The sequence below is a fragment of the Acidimicrobiales bacterium genome (genome assembly GCA_040219085.1).
In the GTDB taxonomy this organism is placed as follows: Bacteria; Actinomycetota; Acidimicrobiia; order Acidimicrobiales; family JAVJTC01; genus JAVJTC01.
The window spans coordinates 68524-81330 of the sequence record JAVJTC010000043.1 but is presented as its reverse complement, the minus strand read 5'-3'; the positions used below and the strand labels follow the sequence as shown (position 1 = coordinate 81330).

Here is a 12807-nt window from a genome sequence, read left to right as displayed (position 1 = left end):
GCGCGGTCGGCTTCACGTCAGCGAAATCGGCGACACGAATCGAGGCTCGGGTCCTGCGCGGCGGCTAACGTCGCCGGGTAGGGGGCAACGTCCGCCCCCGGGGACCGTGGAGGCCTGTCGATGAGCCAGAACCTGCGCCGTTTCGTTCGTTGCGTCTACGCCCTCGACGCAGTGGTCAACCGCGTCGAGGTGGAGGCGTGGGACAACCCGTCACCGTGTCCCGAGTGGACCGCTCGGGAGGTCCTCGGACACGCCCTCACCGTCGTTCGGCTGGTCGGGGATACCGCTGCGGGCGCGCAGGCCCGGGGTCCGGGGCCCACCGAGACGGCGGGCGACGACCCGCTGTCCACCTGGGCGGCAGCTCGCGATCACACCCTCGAGGCGCTGGACACCCAGGGGGTTCTGCGGACGGAGCGTGACACGCCGTTCGGCCACATCTCCGTCGACAGCTTCCTCGCCGGAATCTACGTCGACCCGCTCACACACACGTGGGATCTCGCGGTGGCCACAGGTCAACCCCATGGCATCGCAGCGGACCTGGCGGCCGAGGCGCAGGCCACCGTCGTGAAGATCGGCGACGCCATCCGCGGCCCGGGACGGATGGCCGATCCGGTGCCGGGGGACTGGCACGATCCCGTGGCGAGCTTCGCCGCTTTCACCGGTCGTCGCCCCTGAGGGCTTCACGCCGTCGGCTTGGTCTGCCTACAGTGCGGCGCCGTGGACGTGGGGCGCAGGACGATCACTCACCGCCTTCTCGGTGGTGTCGCCGCGTGGGTCCTCGTCGCGGTCGTGCTGCGCGCCTTCGTCGTGCAGCCCGAGATGTGTCCGGTGGTGACGCCGGCCGAGGTCACCGCAGCGGTGGTCGAGACGGTGGGATGGTTCGAGCGCAACCAACTCGACGACGGCACCTGGCTCTACCGCTACGACAAGGACGACGACGTCGACCTCGGCGGCTACAACCTCACCCGGCATGCCGGCGTGACAATGTCGCTCTACCAGGCTGACGCCGCCGGGGTGTCGGGCGCCCGGTCCATCGCAGACGCAGGGACGGCCTTCGCCCTCGACAATCTGATCACCGCCGGCGACGGGCTCGCGTTCCATCGGGGCAGCGCCGACGTGCGGGTCGGGGCGACGGCGCTGCTCGTCGCCGGGCTGGTCATCCGGCGCGACACGACCGGGGCCGCCACCTACGACGAGGAGATGGTGGAGATGGGCGAGTTCCTGATCGGTCAGATCGAGGCCAATGGTGCCGTGCTCGCGGGGTGGGACCCCGACACGGGTCTACCGGTCCCTGACAGCTACTCGAAGTTCTTCACCGGTGAGGTCTTCTGGGCGCTGGCGAGTCTGGCCCGGGTCGAGCCGGACGGGCCGTGGCGCGACGCGGCTGAGTCGATCGGCATGTACATCGTGGAGGAACGTGACGAGGCCGAGGAGGTCTGGCCACCGTTGCCGGACCACTGGGCAAGCTACGCCTTCGTCGAGCTCGGGGGAGGAGACGCCGACTACATCGAACGCCAACAGGCGCTCTTCGGCGGCCAGGTCCGCTACGAGTCCCAACGCGACACGGACTGGTGGACCTATCTGACCCGCGGGCGAAGGGCCCTGGGTGCCGGCGTCGGCACCCTGGGCGAGGCGCTCGGGAACCTCTGGCAGGTGGCCCCCGACGACGATGTCGCAGCGCGCGGCGCCTGTCTGGCGGGGATGCTCGTCGAGCGTCAGGTCGATGCCGACGAGGCGCTCTCCGAGCGTGACCCGGGTCGCACCGCCGGGGCGTGGTTCCAGTTCGGCGTCACCCAGATGGACGACCAGCAACACGCCATGTCAGCGTTGCTCTTGACGATGCCGATCCTGGAGAGCCTGTCGTGAGTACCGCCGTCGCCGTTCTCGCACTCGCGTTCGGTCTCAACGCCTTCCGGCGTCGTCGCGAACTGCCCGGGACACCGTTGTACGTCGCCGTCGGAGCTGTTCTCGCGCTGGCCGGCTACCTGGTGCTCGCTGCGGTCGCGGATCCGCTCCTCGACGGTCTCGACATCTCCGCGCCCAACGCCCGTATCGGCGCAGGTCTCACGCTCGGCCTGGCCGCCGTGTTCGACCTCTTCCGACGGGCGCCGGATCCGGCATCGGTCCCTTCCGGCCCGCTCGCCTCTCTCGCGCCGGCGTTCTTCCCGGTGCTCTTCCGTCCCGATGTCGGGGTGCTCGCAATCAGCGCAGGCGCCGACAGGGGCGTCGGCGCCGTCGTTGTCGGTGCAGCGATCGGTCTCGCGGCGTGTGTCGGATGGGCGGCTGTCGTGGACGACGAAGCAGGTCCCGTCACGTTGCGCCTCGAGCGGGGGCTCGGTCACCTGGCGACGGCGTTCACGCTGTGGCTCGCAGTCGACGTGACCGTCGACGGTGTCATCGACGTGTGAAGGCCGCCTCCGCGCGCCACCGGGTCGGGAAGTCGCGGGTGACGGAGGGGTTTGCGCGCAACTATGTTACTGTTGTGTTCCGAAGTAGCTGATCCGTAACATCGGTGATTGTCGATCGAGGAGGTCGTCGGGTGGGCCCCGACGCAGCGCGACGGTGGTGGAGGGGCGCATCCGCAGCATCGCTGGGGCTGGTCCTGTTGACCATCGCGGTCGCAGTGGGAGTCTCCGCTGCGGGCGGAGACTCGGGCGCAGACGGCGACGCAACGCCCACCGTACTACCCCGGCTCGCCGCTGTGGCCAATGAGCCGACCGCGCCGACGACACCCACGCCTACGGCGTCTCCCTCACCGGATCCAACCGTGTCCGCGACGGCCACCCCCACGGCCACTGCAACGCTGACACCTACGCCGACCCCCACAGTGCCGGCGACCGTCGAGCCAACTGCGACCGCGCAGTCCACGCCACTGCCAACCGTCGAGGTGTCCACCCCGACGCCGATTCCCATGCCGACACCGCCACCGCCTCCGGTGACGGCGCAGACTCTGGCCGTGCCGACCGCCGCGCCGACGGCCCCGCCGCCCACCCCCACGCCGACGGCCCCGCCGCCCCCGCCACCCACCCCCACGCCGACACCTACGCCTTCGCCTCCGTCGAACGCGGGGTCCGAAGCTGCACTCGTCGCGCGCACGAACGCGGTACGTTCATCGGCCGGCCTCGGTCCGCTGACCGTCGACGGTTCGCTGACGGCCCATGCGAGGGCATGGGCGGCGCATATGGCCACGACAGGGGTCCTGGGGCACTCCGGCGGCGTCGCCTGGCCCAACTGGGGCGAGAACGTCGGCTACGCCTTCGACTCGGTGAACACGGTGTTCGACCTGTGGCTTGCGAGCCCCGGTCACCTCGACAACATGTTGCATCCCGGCGTGACCCATATCGGCATCGGTGTCGTCGTGGACGCATCCGGCCAGATCTGGGTCAGCCAGATCATGGGCGGCTGAGGGAACGGCGCTCCGGACCGTCGCAGCGGTGCCCACAGTCGCCGCTACCGTGAAGGTCATGGCTGATCCCACGACTTTCGCGGCGCAGGCGACGCCGTTCACCGATCAGCTCTACTCGACGGCGTTGCGGATGACCCGTAACCCCAGCGATGCCGAAGACCTGGTCCAGGAGACCTTCCTGCGCGGCTACCGGGGATTCGAGCGGTTCGAGGAGGGCACGAATCTGCGTGCCTGGCTGTTCCGCATCCTCACGAACACGTTCATCAACACCTACCGGCGCAAGCAGCGGCGTCCGGACGAGACCGACCTCGCGGACCTCCCCGACCTCTATCTGTACCGCCAACTCGACGATGGCGAGCGCGGCCGCAGTGCCGAGGACGAGCTGCTCGACCACCTCACCGAGGGCGAGATCGTCGACGCGCTCGAGGCTCTACCGGACCAGTACCGCCTCGCGGTACTGCTCGCCGACGTGGAGGGATTCGCCTACAAGGAGATCGCCGAGATCCTCGACATCCCGATCGGCACCGTCATGAGTCGCCTGCATCGTGGAAGAAAGCGCCTCCAGGAGCAGTTGTACGAGTTCGGCCGACGACGTGGACTCGTCGACGAACCGGTCGAAGCAACCGAGGACGACCCCCGACGCGATCGGGACGGCGCCGTGGCGGGTTCCGCGGCGACCAGCGTGACGGGAGGAGCGGAGTGACACACGAAGACTGCCCAGGCGTGCCCTACGACTGCGACGGGGCCATGAAGCGGATCACCGCGGCCCTCGACGGCAGGGTGACCGACCAGCGCATCAGCGAACTGCTCGCCGAGTTCGACGACTGTGCGCCGTGCGTCAGGGCCTTTCGTCTCGAGGTCCGGATCCAGCACACGCTGTCGGAGTCGTGCCATGAGCAGGCACCGCCCGAACTGCGGGCGAGGATCTCCGACGCGTTGACGCGTATCGACCTCAGCGGCATCGAGGTCACAGACCTCTGAGCTCCGGGTCCGTCCGGGTACCCGGGCGCGCCGCGCCGGCGACGCAACCGCGACGGAATAGCCGGACACCCCGGCTGGTTCCGCATCCGTGGCCTACGAAGCTGTGCGGGGCGAGCGCCCCACGAGCGAGACCAGAACGGCACCGCGTTCGGCGAAAGGTCGGGTGTGTGTCGAGGAGGACTGCGGCACCAGGTTGTCGATCTACAACGACCTGGACTACTGCGCCCATCACCAGCCGATGGTCGTCCAGCGGATGCGTGGACGGGTCATCGACGAATGAGATCGAGCCCGGGGCCGTGTGGGTGTGACGGCGCACGACGGCGACCCTAGGATGTCGCCCATGCTGATCGCAGTCATCTGGCACTGGTGGATCGCCCCTCTCCTCGCGGCGGGTGCCGTGCTGGCCGTCCTCGGGACGATCGTGGGCTATCTGAAGTCCGTGTCGTCGCAGCGGTATCCGAACCGGCGACAGCGAGCGGCCCGTAAGTCGTGACGACACCCGTCGACTGGGATTTCGCACAACGCGTCGCCGAGCGCTTCTCCCGCAGGGAGCAGGCCACCGACGCCTACCACCACGAGACGCTCGTCGCCGACTTCCACGAGCTGACGGCCGAGGCCGAGCAACTCGTCGCAGCGGAGACAGGCCTTGTGTCCAACGCGGGCCCGGCCCGTGCGAGGGTCGCCGACCGCTCCATGTGGATCGGAGCGAACATCGCTTCGTTCCAGCGTCTCCTGCGTCCGCTGACCGACAAGATGGCCGAGAAGTTCGACAAGCAGGGCCCTCTCGCCGGTCTGACCCGACGTGCGGGCGGTGCCGAGGTCGGCATCGTCCTGGGCTGGATGTCGACGCGGGTCCTCGGACAGTACGACCTGCTCATCATCGAAGAAGAACGGCCCGACGACCAGGACATCGTCTACTACGTCGGTCCGAACATCCTGGCTCTCGAACGCAAGCACGGGTTCCCGCCCCGTGAGTTCCGTCTCTGGTTGGCCCTGCACGAGACCACCCACCGCGCCCAGTTCACCGGGGTGCCGTGGCTACGGGGATATTTCCTCTCCCTCGTGGAGGAGACCCTCGACGAGATCGACCCTGACCCGCAACGACTTCTCGACGCCGCGAAGAAGATTCTCGAGGCACGCCGGCGGGGAGAGGACGCTCTCGACGGCGGTCTCGCCGTCCTTCTCGCAACCGAGCGCCAACGCGAGGTGCTCGACCGGATCTCGGGGATGATGAGCCTTCTGGAGGGCCACGGTGACGTCACGATGGATCGTGCGGGTGAAGGTCGCGTCCCCAACGCCGAACGTTTCGCATCGGTCCTGCGCCGTCGCCGCAACTCCGCCCGCGGAGTGAGTCGCCTGTTCCAGAAGCTCATCGGGATCGAGGCGAAGCTCAACCAGTACGCCGCCGGTGAGGCGTTCATCGCCGCCGTCGAGGAAGCCGGCGGGCCCGAGCTGCTCAACCGTGCGTGGGAGGGCCCCGAGAACCTCCCCTCGATGAGCGAGATCCGTGAGCCGGCGCTGTGGATCGAGCGGATTCGCACCGGGGCGGATCCCGCAGCCCTGGCGGGTTGACCCCGGCGGCGCTGAGGGCCGCCTGCGGCGACCTCGCGTCCCGTTGCCATTTCCCGGCACCCGGTTCGAGGGTGGTGTGTGCCGTCTCCGGCGGAGCCGACTCGGTCTCGCTCGCCATCCTCGCGGTGGCGTCCGGCCTCACCGTCACGATCGCCCACGTCGACCACGGGCTGCGCGCCGACTCGGGTGACGATGCGGCCGCGGTTCGTAGCCTCGCCGAGGACCTCGATGTCGCGTTCGTCGTGCACCGGGCGAACGTCGAACCCGGACCCGACCTCGAGGCGCGTGCCCGTGCGGCCCGGCACGCCGCCGTGGGGCCCGACGCGCTCTTCGGCCACACGGCCGACGACGTCGCCGAGACCGTGCTGTGGAATCTCCTGCGGGGAGCGGGACCCGCCGGTACGTCACCGATGATCGGGTCGGCGCGTCATCCGCTCATCGGACTACGCAGGTCCCAGACACGCGCCCTGTGTGCGGAGCTCGGCATAGAACCCCGGCACGACCCGACCAACGACGACCCGGCCTTCACCCGCAACAGGGTCCGCCACGAGGTGTTGCCCCTTCTCGACGACGTCGCAGGTCGTGACGTCGTCGCAGCGATCGTGCGCCATGCCGAGCTCAGTGCCGAACTGGCGGCGCTCGCCGATCACCTCGGCGGCGCGGTCGACCCGACCGACGCCGCGGCCCTGACCTGCGAGCCCCGGGCGGTCGCGCGCGCTGCGGTGCGTCGCTGGATCATGGAGACCACAGCTGACGGCTACGGACCCGACCTCGCCACTGTGGACCGGGTTCTCGACGTCGCCCGCGGGACCTGGCGGGCGACCGAGATCGGTGACGGCCGCAGCGTGGCGCGCACGGCGGGGGAACTCCGGATCATCGAGACCCGGACCGGTAGGCTCGTCGATCCGTGAACACCTCACATCCCCCACCCGACCCCGGACCCGTCCTGTTGCCCGCCGAGGTGATCAGCGGCCGGATCAGCGAACTCGGCGAGGAGATCACCCGCGACTATTCCGGGCGGGCCCCGCTGCTGGTTGGTGTCCTCAAGGGCGCCTTCATGTTCATGGCCGACCTCGCGCGGGCGATCGACCTGCCCGTCGAGATGGACTTCATGGCGGTGTCGTCCTACGGCGAGTCGACGAAGAGCTCGGGCGTCGTACGGATCGTCAAGGATCTCGATCTCGACCTCGGCGATCGCGACGTGATCCTCGTGGAGGACATCGTGGACAGCGGACTGACGCTCGCCTATGTCCGCCGCAACCTCTGGGCCCGCAACCCGGCGTCGCTCGAGATCTGTGCGCTGCTCGTGCGCGAGGGCCGACAGGAGACGAGCAACGAGCTCGCCTACGTCGGCTTCGAGGTCCCGCCGGACTTCGTCGTCGGGTACGGCCTCGACGTGGCGGAACGGTTCCGGAATCTCCCGGATATCCGCTCGTACGACCCGCTGTGAAGTCGATCCGGCCATCCTGCGAGCCGGGTCGTCCGAGCGACCCATTCGGCGGCCACCGCCGGGGTTCGGTCACGGCCGACCGGTAGCCTCGCGACCGTGAAGCTCCTCCGGCCACGCACCCGCGGCCAGGTCTGGACCGTCATCGCGGTCTGCCTGGTGATCGCAGGCGGTCTCTGGTGGTTCGGATTCCGCGACGGCGGGGTCGACCGGACCCCGTTGACCCTCAACGAGTTCCGGACCGCCATAGCCGACGCCGACGTGGATGCCGTCACGATCGACGACCGGGCCAGCGTGATCACGGGGGAGCTGGACGACGGCACCCTGTTCCGCGTCACCTACCCCCGGGAGTTCGGCGACGAGCTGACGGAGGACCTCATCGACGCCGGGGTCGAGACCCGCATCAGCAACGCCGGTGGGTCACTGCTGCTGGGGGTGTTCCTGTCCCTGCTGCCCGTCCTCGTCTTGTTGACGGTCTTCCTGGTGATCTTCAAGAAGATGCAGAGCAGCGGCGGCGGGCTGTTCCGCATGGGCAAGACCCAGGCGCGCAAGATCTCCGCCGACGAACCGACGGTCGGTTTCAGCGACGTCGCCGGCGCGGACGAAGCGGTCGAGGAGCTCCAGGAGATCAAGGACTTCCTGTCGAACCCGCAGCGGTTCCTCGCCATGGGCGCCAAGATCCCCAAGGGTGTTCTTCTCTACGGTCCGCCCGGCACGGGTAAGACCCTGCTCGCACGTGCGGTGGCCGGAGAGGCCGGTGTTCCGTTCTTCTCGCTGAGCGGCTCGGACTTCGTCGAGATGTTCGTCGGTGTCGGCGCGAGCCGGGTCAGGGACCTCTTCGCCCAGGCGAAGGAGGCCGCGCCCGCCATCGTCTTCGTCGACGAGATCGACGCTGTCGGCCGTCATCGTGGCGCCGGCGTCGGCGGCGGTCACGACGAACGCGAACAGACGCTCAACCAGCTCCTCGTCGAGATGGACGGTTTCGACGTCGCAACGGGTGTCATCCTCATCGCAGCGACGAACCGCCCGGACATCTTGGACCCCGCGCTGCTGCGTCCGGGCCGCTTCGATCGCCAGATCGTCGTCGACCGTCCCGACCTTCTGGGGCGTCGGTCGATTCTCGACGTGCACGGCGCGACCAAGCCTCTGGGCGACGACGTCGATCTGGAGACCGTCGCGCGGCGCACGCCCGGTTTCACCGGCGCCGACCTCGCGAATCTCATGAACGAATCAGCGCTCCTCGCCGCTCGGCGCGGCAGCCAGATCATCGAGACCGTCGACCTCGAGGCCGCAATCGACAGGGTCATCGCCGGTCCCGAGCGCAAGAACCGGGTGATGTCGGAACGCGAGCGGCGCATCGTCGCGTTCCACGAGGCCGGACACGCGCTCGTCGGCCACATCCTCCAGAACACCGACCCGATCCACAAGGTGTCGATCGTCTCGCGGGGCCGGGCGCTGGGCTGGACGCTTTCGTTGCCGGTAGAGGACAGGTACCTCAAGTCACGGTCCGAGCTCCGCGACGAGATGGCGATGCTCCTCGGCGGCCGGGCGGCTGAGGAGATGGTGTTCGGTGACCCGACGACGGGCGCCGCCGACGACATCGACCGGGTGACGAAGCTCGCCCGGACCATGGTCGCCGAACACGGCATGTCCGAGAGGATCGGCCCCCGCAGACTCGGGGCCCGCCGTGACGAGGTGTTCCTCGGCAAGGAGGTCGGTCACGACCGCGACTACTCCGAGGAGGTCGCGTCGGTGATCGATTCCGAGGTCGCCGAACTCGTGGACATCGCGCATCGTGAGGCGCGGGCCATCCTCGTGACCCACCGGGGCGCGCTGAACGACCTCGCCGCGGCGCTCATCGAGCACGAGACCCTCGACGAGGAGGATCTGGCGGAGATATTCGAGGGTCTCGAGTCCTGGGACCGTCAGACCCTCGGCGATCACCACCGTTCCGGCGTGCCCGAGGAGTCAACCGCGATCCTCGACACATCGCCGATGCTCTCGGAGGACATCGGTCACTCCGACCGGGGTGAGCGACCGACCAACCGGGGTTGATCCCACCGCCGTATCTCTTTGCGGCGGTCACGGGAGCCGAGCCACCGAAGCGGTAGAATCCGCCGCGTGACGGCCCCTGTACTGCGCCTCGACGCCTGCCAGAGCCGCGCGGGCGCCCTCGTGGCACCCGCCGCGGAACCGGGTGGCGAAGATGTTCTCCTCGTAGCGCCGGTGGGCGTGTCGACGCTGGCGGCCCTACCCCAGACCGTCGTGGGGATCTCGCAGCGGGTCGTGGTCGATCTCGTCGCCGTGGACCCGAGGGCACCGGGAGATGTCGTCGAACGCGTGGTCGACGGCGTGTGGTCGCTGGCGTGTGGCGCCGAGGTCCGGACCGATCTCCCCGACGACCTCGCTGCTGCGGCGTCGGTTCTGACGCCAGACGGTGGAGGGGTTGCGCGATGGTGAAGGGAAAGTGGGCCGAAGGGATCGTGCCCCGCAACTTCCACTGGGTGATCAAGGATCGCCTGGCGGTCTGTGAACGTCCGGGGGGCTACGGCGAGAGCCACCGCCGGGTGCGTCGTACCGAGGAGATCATCTGGATCCGCGAGAACGGCTTCGACCCCGTCGTCTCCCTCATCAACGCGCCATCCAACCTCCACAACTATTCCGAGCTCGACGTGGGTGCGATCCACTGTCCGGTGCCGATGCCGGAACCGTCCACCGAGACGCTGCGCCGCTTCTTCACGCTGGTCGGTGAGAACCTGCATCAGGGACGCCGCGTCCTCGTGCACCGTCAGTCGGTCGACGACGGCCTCGCTGGTCTGCTGGCCGGCCTGCTCGTCTGGCACGGGATCGTAAAGGTCGAGCACGAGGCGATCACGATCGTGGAGCGCCTGCTGGAACGACAGATGGGTCCGACCGGGCGGGCGATCGTCTCGCGCAGCTCCCGGCTGATCGCCCGCGCGGGCGACTGACCTCCTGTTTGTGATGGGCGACGCCATCCTCATACGGGACCTGCGGGTCCTCGCCCGTTGCGGCGCCCTCCCCGAGGAGCACGAACGGCCTCAGCCCTTCGACATCGACCTCGACGTGTTCACGGACATGGCCCGAGCGTCGGAGACCGACGATCTGGCGGACACGATCGATTACGGGGAACTCACCGCCGCAGTGGTGGAGCGGGTGACGACAGGCCACGTCACGCTCCTCGAGCGGTTGGCCGCGGTGATCGCCGAGGTCGTCCTTGTCGATGAGCGCGTGAGCGAGGTCACCGTCGAGGTGCGCAAGGTCCGGCCCCCGCTGCCCCACGACGTGGCGACGACCGGTGTGAGGATCACCCGGGACCGACCGTGACGAGGGCCCTTCTCGCTCTCGGCTCGAATCTCGGTGACAGGCGCGGGCATCTGGCCGACGCCCTCGCGTCGATGCCCGACGTGGTCGCCACCTCCGACGTCTTCGAGACGGCCCCCGTCGGTGGGCCCGACCGCCAGGGCCCCTACCTCAACATGGTCGCCCTGTTGGAGACCGACCTGTCGGCGCGTGAACTCCTCGGTGTCGCCCGCCGTCTCGAGCAGGCCGCGAGCCGCCGCCGTGAGGTCCACTGGGGGCCACGTACCCTCGATGTCGACATCTTGTGGGTCGACGGCGAGACCGTCGACTCCGACGATCTCGTCGTCCCGCATCCCCGGATGACCGAGCGGGCCTTCGTCATGATCCCCGTGCGCGATGTCGCCCCCGATCTCGCCACCGACTGGCCCTCCGAGTCCGCGGCCGTCGTGAGATTGGGGCCGCTGGAATCGCTCGCTCACGGGTGAGACGTCGCGTACGCATCGTCGGGGGCGGTCGTGCGGGCGGCGCGTTCGCGCTGGCTCTCGGATCGGTGGGCTGGAGCGTCGTCGGCGTCCTCGGTAGGGACGACGACCCGCGAGATGCCGCGAGCGACGTCGATCTCGTGCTGATCGCCACGCCTGACGCGGCGGTCGCGGTCACGGCGGCCACGATCGAGCCGGACCCCGAGACGGTCGTCGCCCACGTGGCAGGTTCACTGGGTCTCGGCGTCCTCGCCGGCCACCCGCGGCGGGGAGCGCTCCACCCGCTGATGAGTCTCCCGGATCCAGAGGCGGGCGCGCGCCTGTTGCTCGGAGGCGGCATCTTCGCCGTGGCGGGGGACCCCCTGGCGGGTGCGGTCGTCGATGATCTGGGCGGACGCACCGTCGAGGTCTCCGATGAGCATCGTGTCCTCTACCACGCCGCCGCGTGTGTCGCGTCGAATCATCTGGTGGCGCTCCTCGGTCAGGTCGAGAGGCTGGCCGAAATCGTCGGCGTCCCGTTCGAGGCCTACCTGGACCTCGTCGCCGGGACGGTGGCGAACGTGGGCGAAGTCGGTCCGGCCGCGGCGCTCACGGGGCCAGCCGCGCGCGGTGATGTCGATACGATCCGACGTCATCTCGCGGCTCTGCCCTTCGACGAACGGCCCGGCTACGAGGCGATGGTCGCCGAGGCCCGACGACTGGCGGGCGGCACCTCCGGAGGGGAGCGAGGATGAGGACCTTCGAGACGAAGCAGGCGCTGCGCGTCTGGCTCGACGAGGCGCGTGCGGACGGTGCGACGATCGGTGTGGTCCCGACGATGGGCTACCTGCACGACGGACACATCAGCCTGGTGCGACGGTCCGTGCGGGAATGCAACCTCACCGTCGTGACGATCTTCGTCAACCCGCTGCAGTTCGCCCCTGACGACGATCTCGAGGCCTATCCCCGGGACCTCGATCGCGACCGGGCCGCCTGCGCCGCGGCGGGCGCCAACGCCGTGTTCGCCCCTTCGGTCTCGGAGATGTACCCCCGCCCGATCGAGACGACGGTGAGCGTCGGTGGCGTGTCGGGGCCGCTGGAAGGCGAGTACCGGCCCGGGCATTTCGACGGGGTCGCGACGGTCGTGACCAAGTTGTTGTCGATCGCCGGGAGCTGTCGGGCCTACTTCGGCGAGAAGGACTGGCAACAGCTCGCGGTGATACGGCGGATGGCCACCGACCTGGACCTCCCCGCCACGATCGTCGGCTGTCCGATCGTGCGGGAAGCCGACGGGCTCGCGATGTCGAGCCGCAACGTCTATCTCGACGCCCCACAGCGGCGCGCGGCGGCCGTTCTCAACCGGGCGCTCGCCGCGGGAGTGGCGGCGGTCGAAGCCGGTGAGCGAGACCCCGGGGCCGTGCGCGCGGTCGTCGACTCGGTTCTCGCGACGGAGCCACTCGTCGACACGCCCGACTACGTGGCCGTGGTCGACGCGACCACGTTGCGGGAGCCGGCGACCCTGTCGGGATCGGTGCGGCTCCTCGTCGCGGCCAGGGTCGGCCGCGCCCGCCTCATCGACAACATGGGTGTGGTGCTCTCCGGAGACTCCTGAAGGCAAA

General features: G+C 69.3%; 18 protein-coding genes. All 18 read left to right on the top strand.

Annotation, left to right across the window (positions count from 1 at the left end; all coding sequences use genetic code 11):
* Window positions 1-120: 120 nt before the first annotated feature.
* The 18 genes from RIE08_18095 (at window position 121) to panC (ending at window position 12800) form a co-directional block, all read left to right on the top strand.
* Window positions 121-675 (top strand): TIGR03086 family metal-binding protein, encoded by a 555-nt coding sequence (locus RIE08_18095; protein MEQ8719519.1) that lies wholly within the window; start codon window positions 121-123, stop codon window positions 673-675.
* Window positions 676-717: 42 nt separating this feature from the next.
* On the top strand, window positions 718-1866 hold the full coding sequence (locus RIE08_18090) for a hypothetical protein (GenBank protein MEQ8719518.1): 1149 nt from the start codon (window positions 718-720) through the stop codon (window positions 1864-1866).
* Entirely contained in the window at window positions 1863-2408 is a 546-nt protein-coding gene (locus RIE08_18085) for a hypothetical protein (GenBank protein ID MEQ8719517.1), read from the top strand. The genes RIE08_18090 and RIE08_18085 overlap by 4 nt, the downstream gene beginning before the upstream one ends.
* Before the next feature lie 503 nt (window positions 2409-2911).
* Window positions 2912-3406, top strand: coding sequence for a CAP domain-containing protein (locus RIE08_18080; protein ID MEQ8719516.1), 495 nt, complete (start codon window positions 2912-2914; stop codon window positions 3404-3406).
* Between the two features lie 58 nt (window positions 3407-3464).
* A complete protein-coding gene (locus RIE08_18075; protein ID MEQ8719515.1) occupies window positions 3465-4109 on the top strand; it encodes a sigma-70 family RNA polymerase sigma factor in 645 nt (214 codons plus the stop codon).
* The gene (locus RIE08_18070; GenBank protein MEQ8719514.1) at window positions 4106-4387 is read left to right on the top strand and encodes a hypothetical protein; all 282 of its coding nucleotides are present in this window, start codon (window positions 4106-4108) and stop codon (window positions 4385-4387) included. Before RIE08_18075 ends, RIE08_18070 begins: the two co-directional genes overlap by 4 nt.
* Window positions 4388-4475: 88 nt before the next feature.
* Window positions 4476-4667, top strand: coding sequence for a hypothetical protein (locus tag RIE08_18065; protein ID MEQ8719513.1), 192 nt, complete (start codon window positions 4476-4478; stop codon window positions 4665-4667).
* A 60-nt stretch (window positions 4668-4727) separates the two neighbouring features.
* Window positions 4728-4880 carry a hypothetical protein gene (locus tag RIE08_18060; protein ID MEQ8719512.1) on the top strand — a complete coding sequence of 51 codons (153 nt, stop codon included), beginning with the start codon at window positions 4728-4730 and terminating at the stop codon, window positions 4878-4880.
* Window positions 4877-5959 carry a zinc-dependent metalloprotease gene (locus RIE08_18055; protein ID MEQ8719511.1) on the top strand — a complete coding sequence of 361 codons (1083 nt, stop codon included), beginning with the start codon at window positions 4877-4879 and terminating at the stop codon, window positions 5957-5959. The genes RIE08_18060 and RIE08_18055 overlap by 4 nt, the downstream gene beginning before the upstream one ends.
* 71 nt (window positions 5960-6030) lie before the next feature.
* Complete coding sequence (gene tilS / locus RIE08_18050; protein MEQ8719510.1) at window positions 6031-6870, top strand: tRNA lysidine(34) synthetase TilS; 840 nt, start codon at window positions 6031-6033, stop codon at window positions 6868-6870.
* Entirely contained in the window at window positions 6867-7409 is a 543-nt protein-coding gene (gene hpt, locus RIE08_18045; GenBank protein ID MEQ8719509.1) for a hypoxanthine phosphoribosyltransferase, read from the top strand. The genes tilS and hpt overlap by 4 nt, the downstream gene beginning before the upstream one ends.
* Window positions 7410-7505: 96 nt before the next feature.
* Complete coding sequence (gene ftsH / locus RIE08_18040; protein ID MEQ8719508.1) at window positions 7506-9461, top strand: ATP-dependent zinc metalloprotease FtsH; 1956 nt, start codon at window positions 7506-7508, stop codon at window positions 9459-9461.
* A 66-nt stretch (window positions 9462-9527) separates the two neighbouring features.
* Window positions 9528-9866 carry a hypothetical protein gene (locus tag RIE08_18035; GenBank protein MEQ8719507.1) on the top strand — a complete coding sequence of 113 codons (339 nt, stop codon included), beginning with the start codon at window positions 9528-9530 and terminating at the stop codon, window positions 9864-9866.
* Window positions 9860-10375: a hypothetical protein gene (locus tag RIE08_18030; GenBank protein MEQ8719506.1), complete on the top strand. Its 516-nt coding sequence runs from the start codon at window positions 9860-9862 to the stop codon at window positions 10373-10375. The genes RIE08_18035 and RIE08_18030 overlap by 7 nt, the downstream gene beginning before the upstream one ends.
* 13 nt (window positions 10376-10388) lie before the next feature.
* Window positions 10389-10751 carry a dihydroneopterin aldolase gene (gene folB / locus RIE08_18025; protein ID MEQ8719505.1) on the top strand — a complete coding sequence of 121 codons (363 nt, stop codon included), beginning with the start codon at window positions 10389-10391 and terminating at the stop codon, window positions 10749-10751.
* Complete coding sequence (folK, locus tag RIE08_18020; GenBank protein ID MEQ8719504.1) at window positions 10748-11212, top strand: 2-amino-4-hydroxy-6-hydroxymethyldihydropteridine diphosphokinase; 465 nt, start codon at window positions 10748-10750, stop codon at window positions 11210-11212. The genes folB and folK overlap by 4 nt, the downstream gene beginning before the upstream one ends.
* Window positions 11209-11943: a DUF2520 domain-containing protein gene (locus RIE08_18015; protein ID MEQ8719503.1), complete on the top strand. Its 735-nt coding sequence runs from the start codon at window positions 11209-11211 to the stop codon at window positions 11941-11943. Before folK ends, RIE08_18015 begins: the two co-directional genes overlap by 4 nt.
* A complete protein-coding gene (gene panC, locus RIE08_18010) occupies window positions 11940-12800 on the top strand; it encodes a pantoate--beta-alanine ligase (GenBank protein MEQ8719502.1) in 861 nt (286 codons plus the stop codon). Before RIE08_18015 ends, panC begins: the two co-directional genes overlap by 4 nt.
* Window positions 12801-12807: the final 7 nt, after the last annotated feature.

Excerpts from the sequence above, each read along its gene's own strand:
- panC (MEQ8719502.1), top strand. The coding sequence starts at position 11,940 with ATGAGGACCTTCGAGACGAAGCAGGCGCTGCGCGTCTGGCTCGACGAG.
- RIE08_18060 (MEQ8719512.1), top strand. The coding sequence starts at position 4,728 with ATGCTGATCGCAGTCATCTGGCACTGGTGGATCGCCCCTCTCCTCGCG.
- RIE08_18080 (MEQ8719516.1), top strand. The coding sequence starts at position 2,912 with ATGCCGACACCGCCACCGCCTCCGGTGACGGCGCAGACTCTGGCCGTG.
- folB (MEQ8719505.1), top strand. The coding sequence starts at position 10,389 with ATGGGCGACGCCATCCTCATACGGGACCTGCGGGTCCTCGCCCGTTGC.
- RIE08_18075 (MEQ8719515.1), top strand. The coding sequence starts at position 3,465 with ATGGCTGATCCCACGACTTTCGCGGCGCAGGCGACGCCGTTCACCGAT.
- RIE08_18095 (MEQ8719519.1), top strand. The coding sequence starts at position 121 with ATGAGCCAGAACCTGCGCCGTTTCGTTCGTTGCGTCTACGCCCTCGAC.
- RIE08_18030 (MEQ8719506.1), top strand. The coding sequence starts at position 9,860 with ATGGTGAAGGGAAAGTGGGCCGAAGGGATCGTGCCCCGCAACTTCCAC.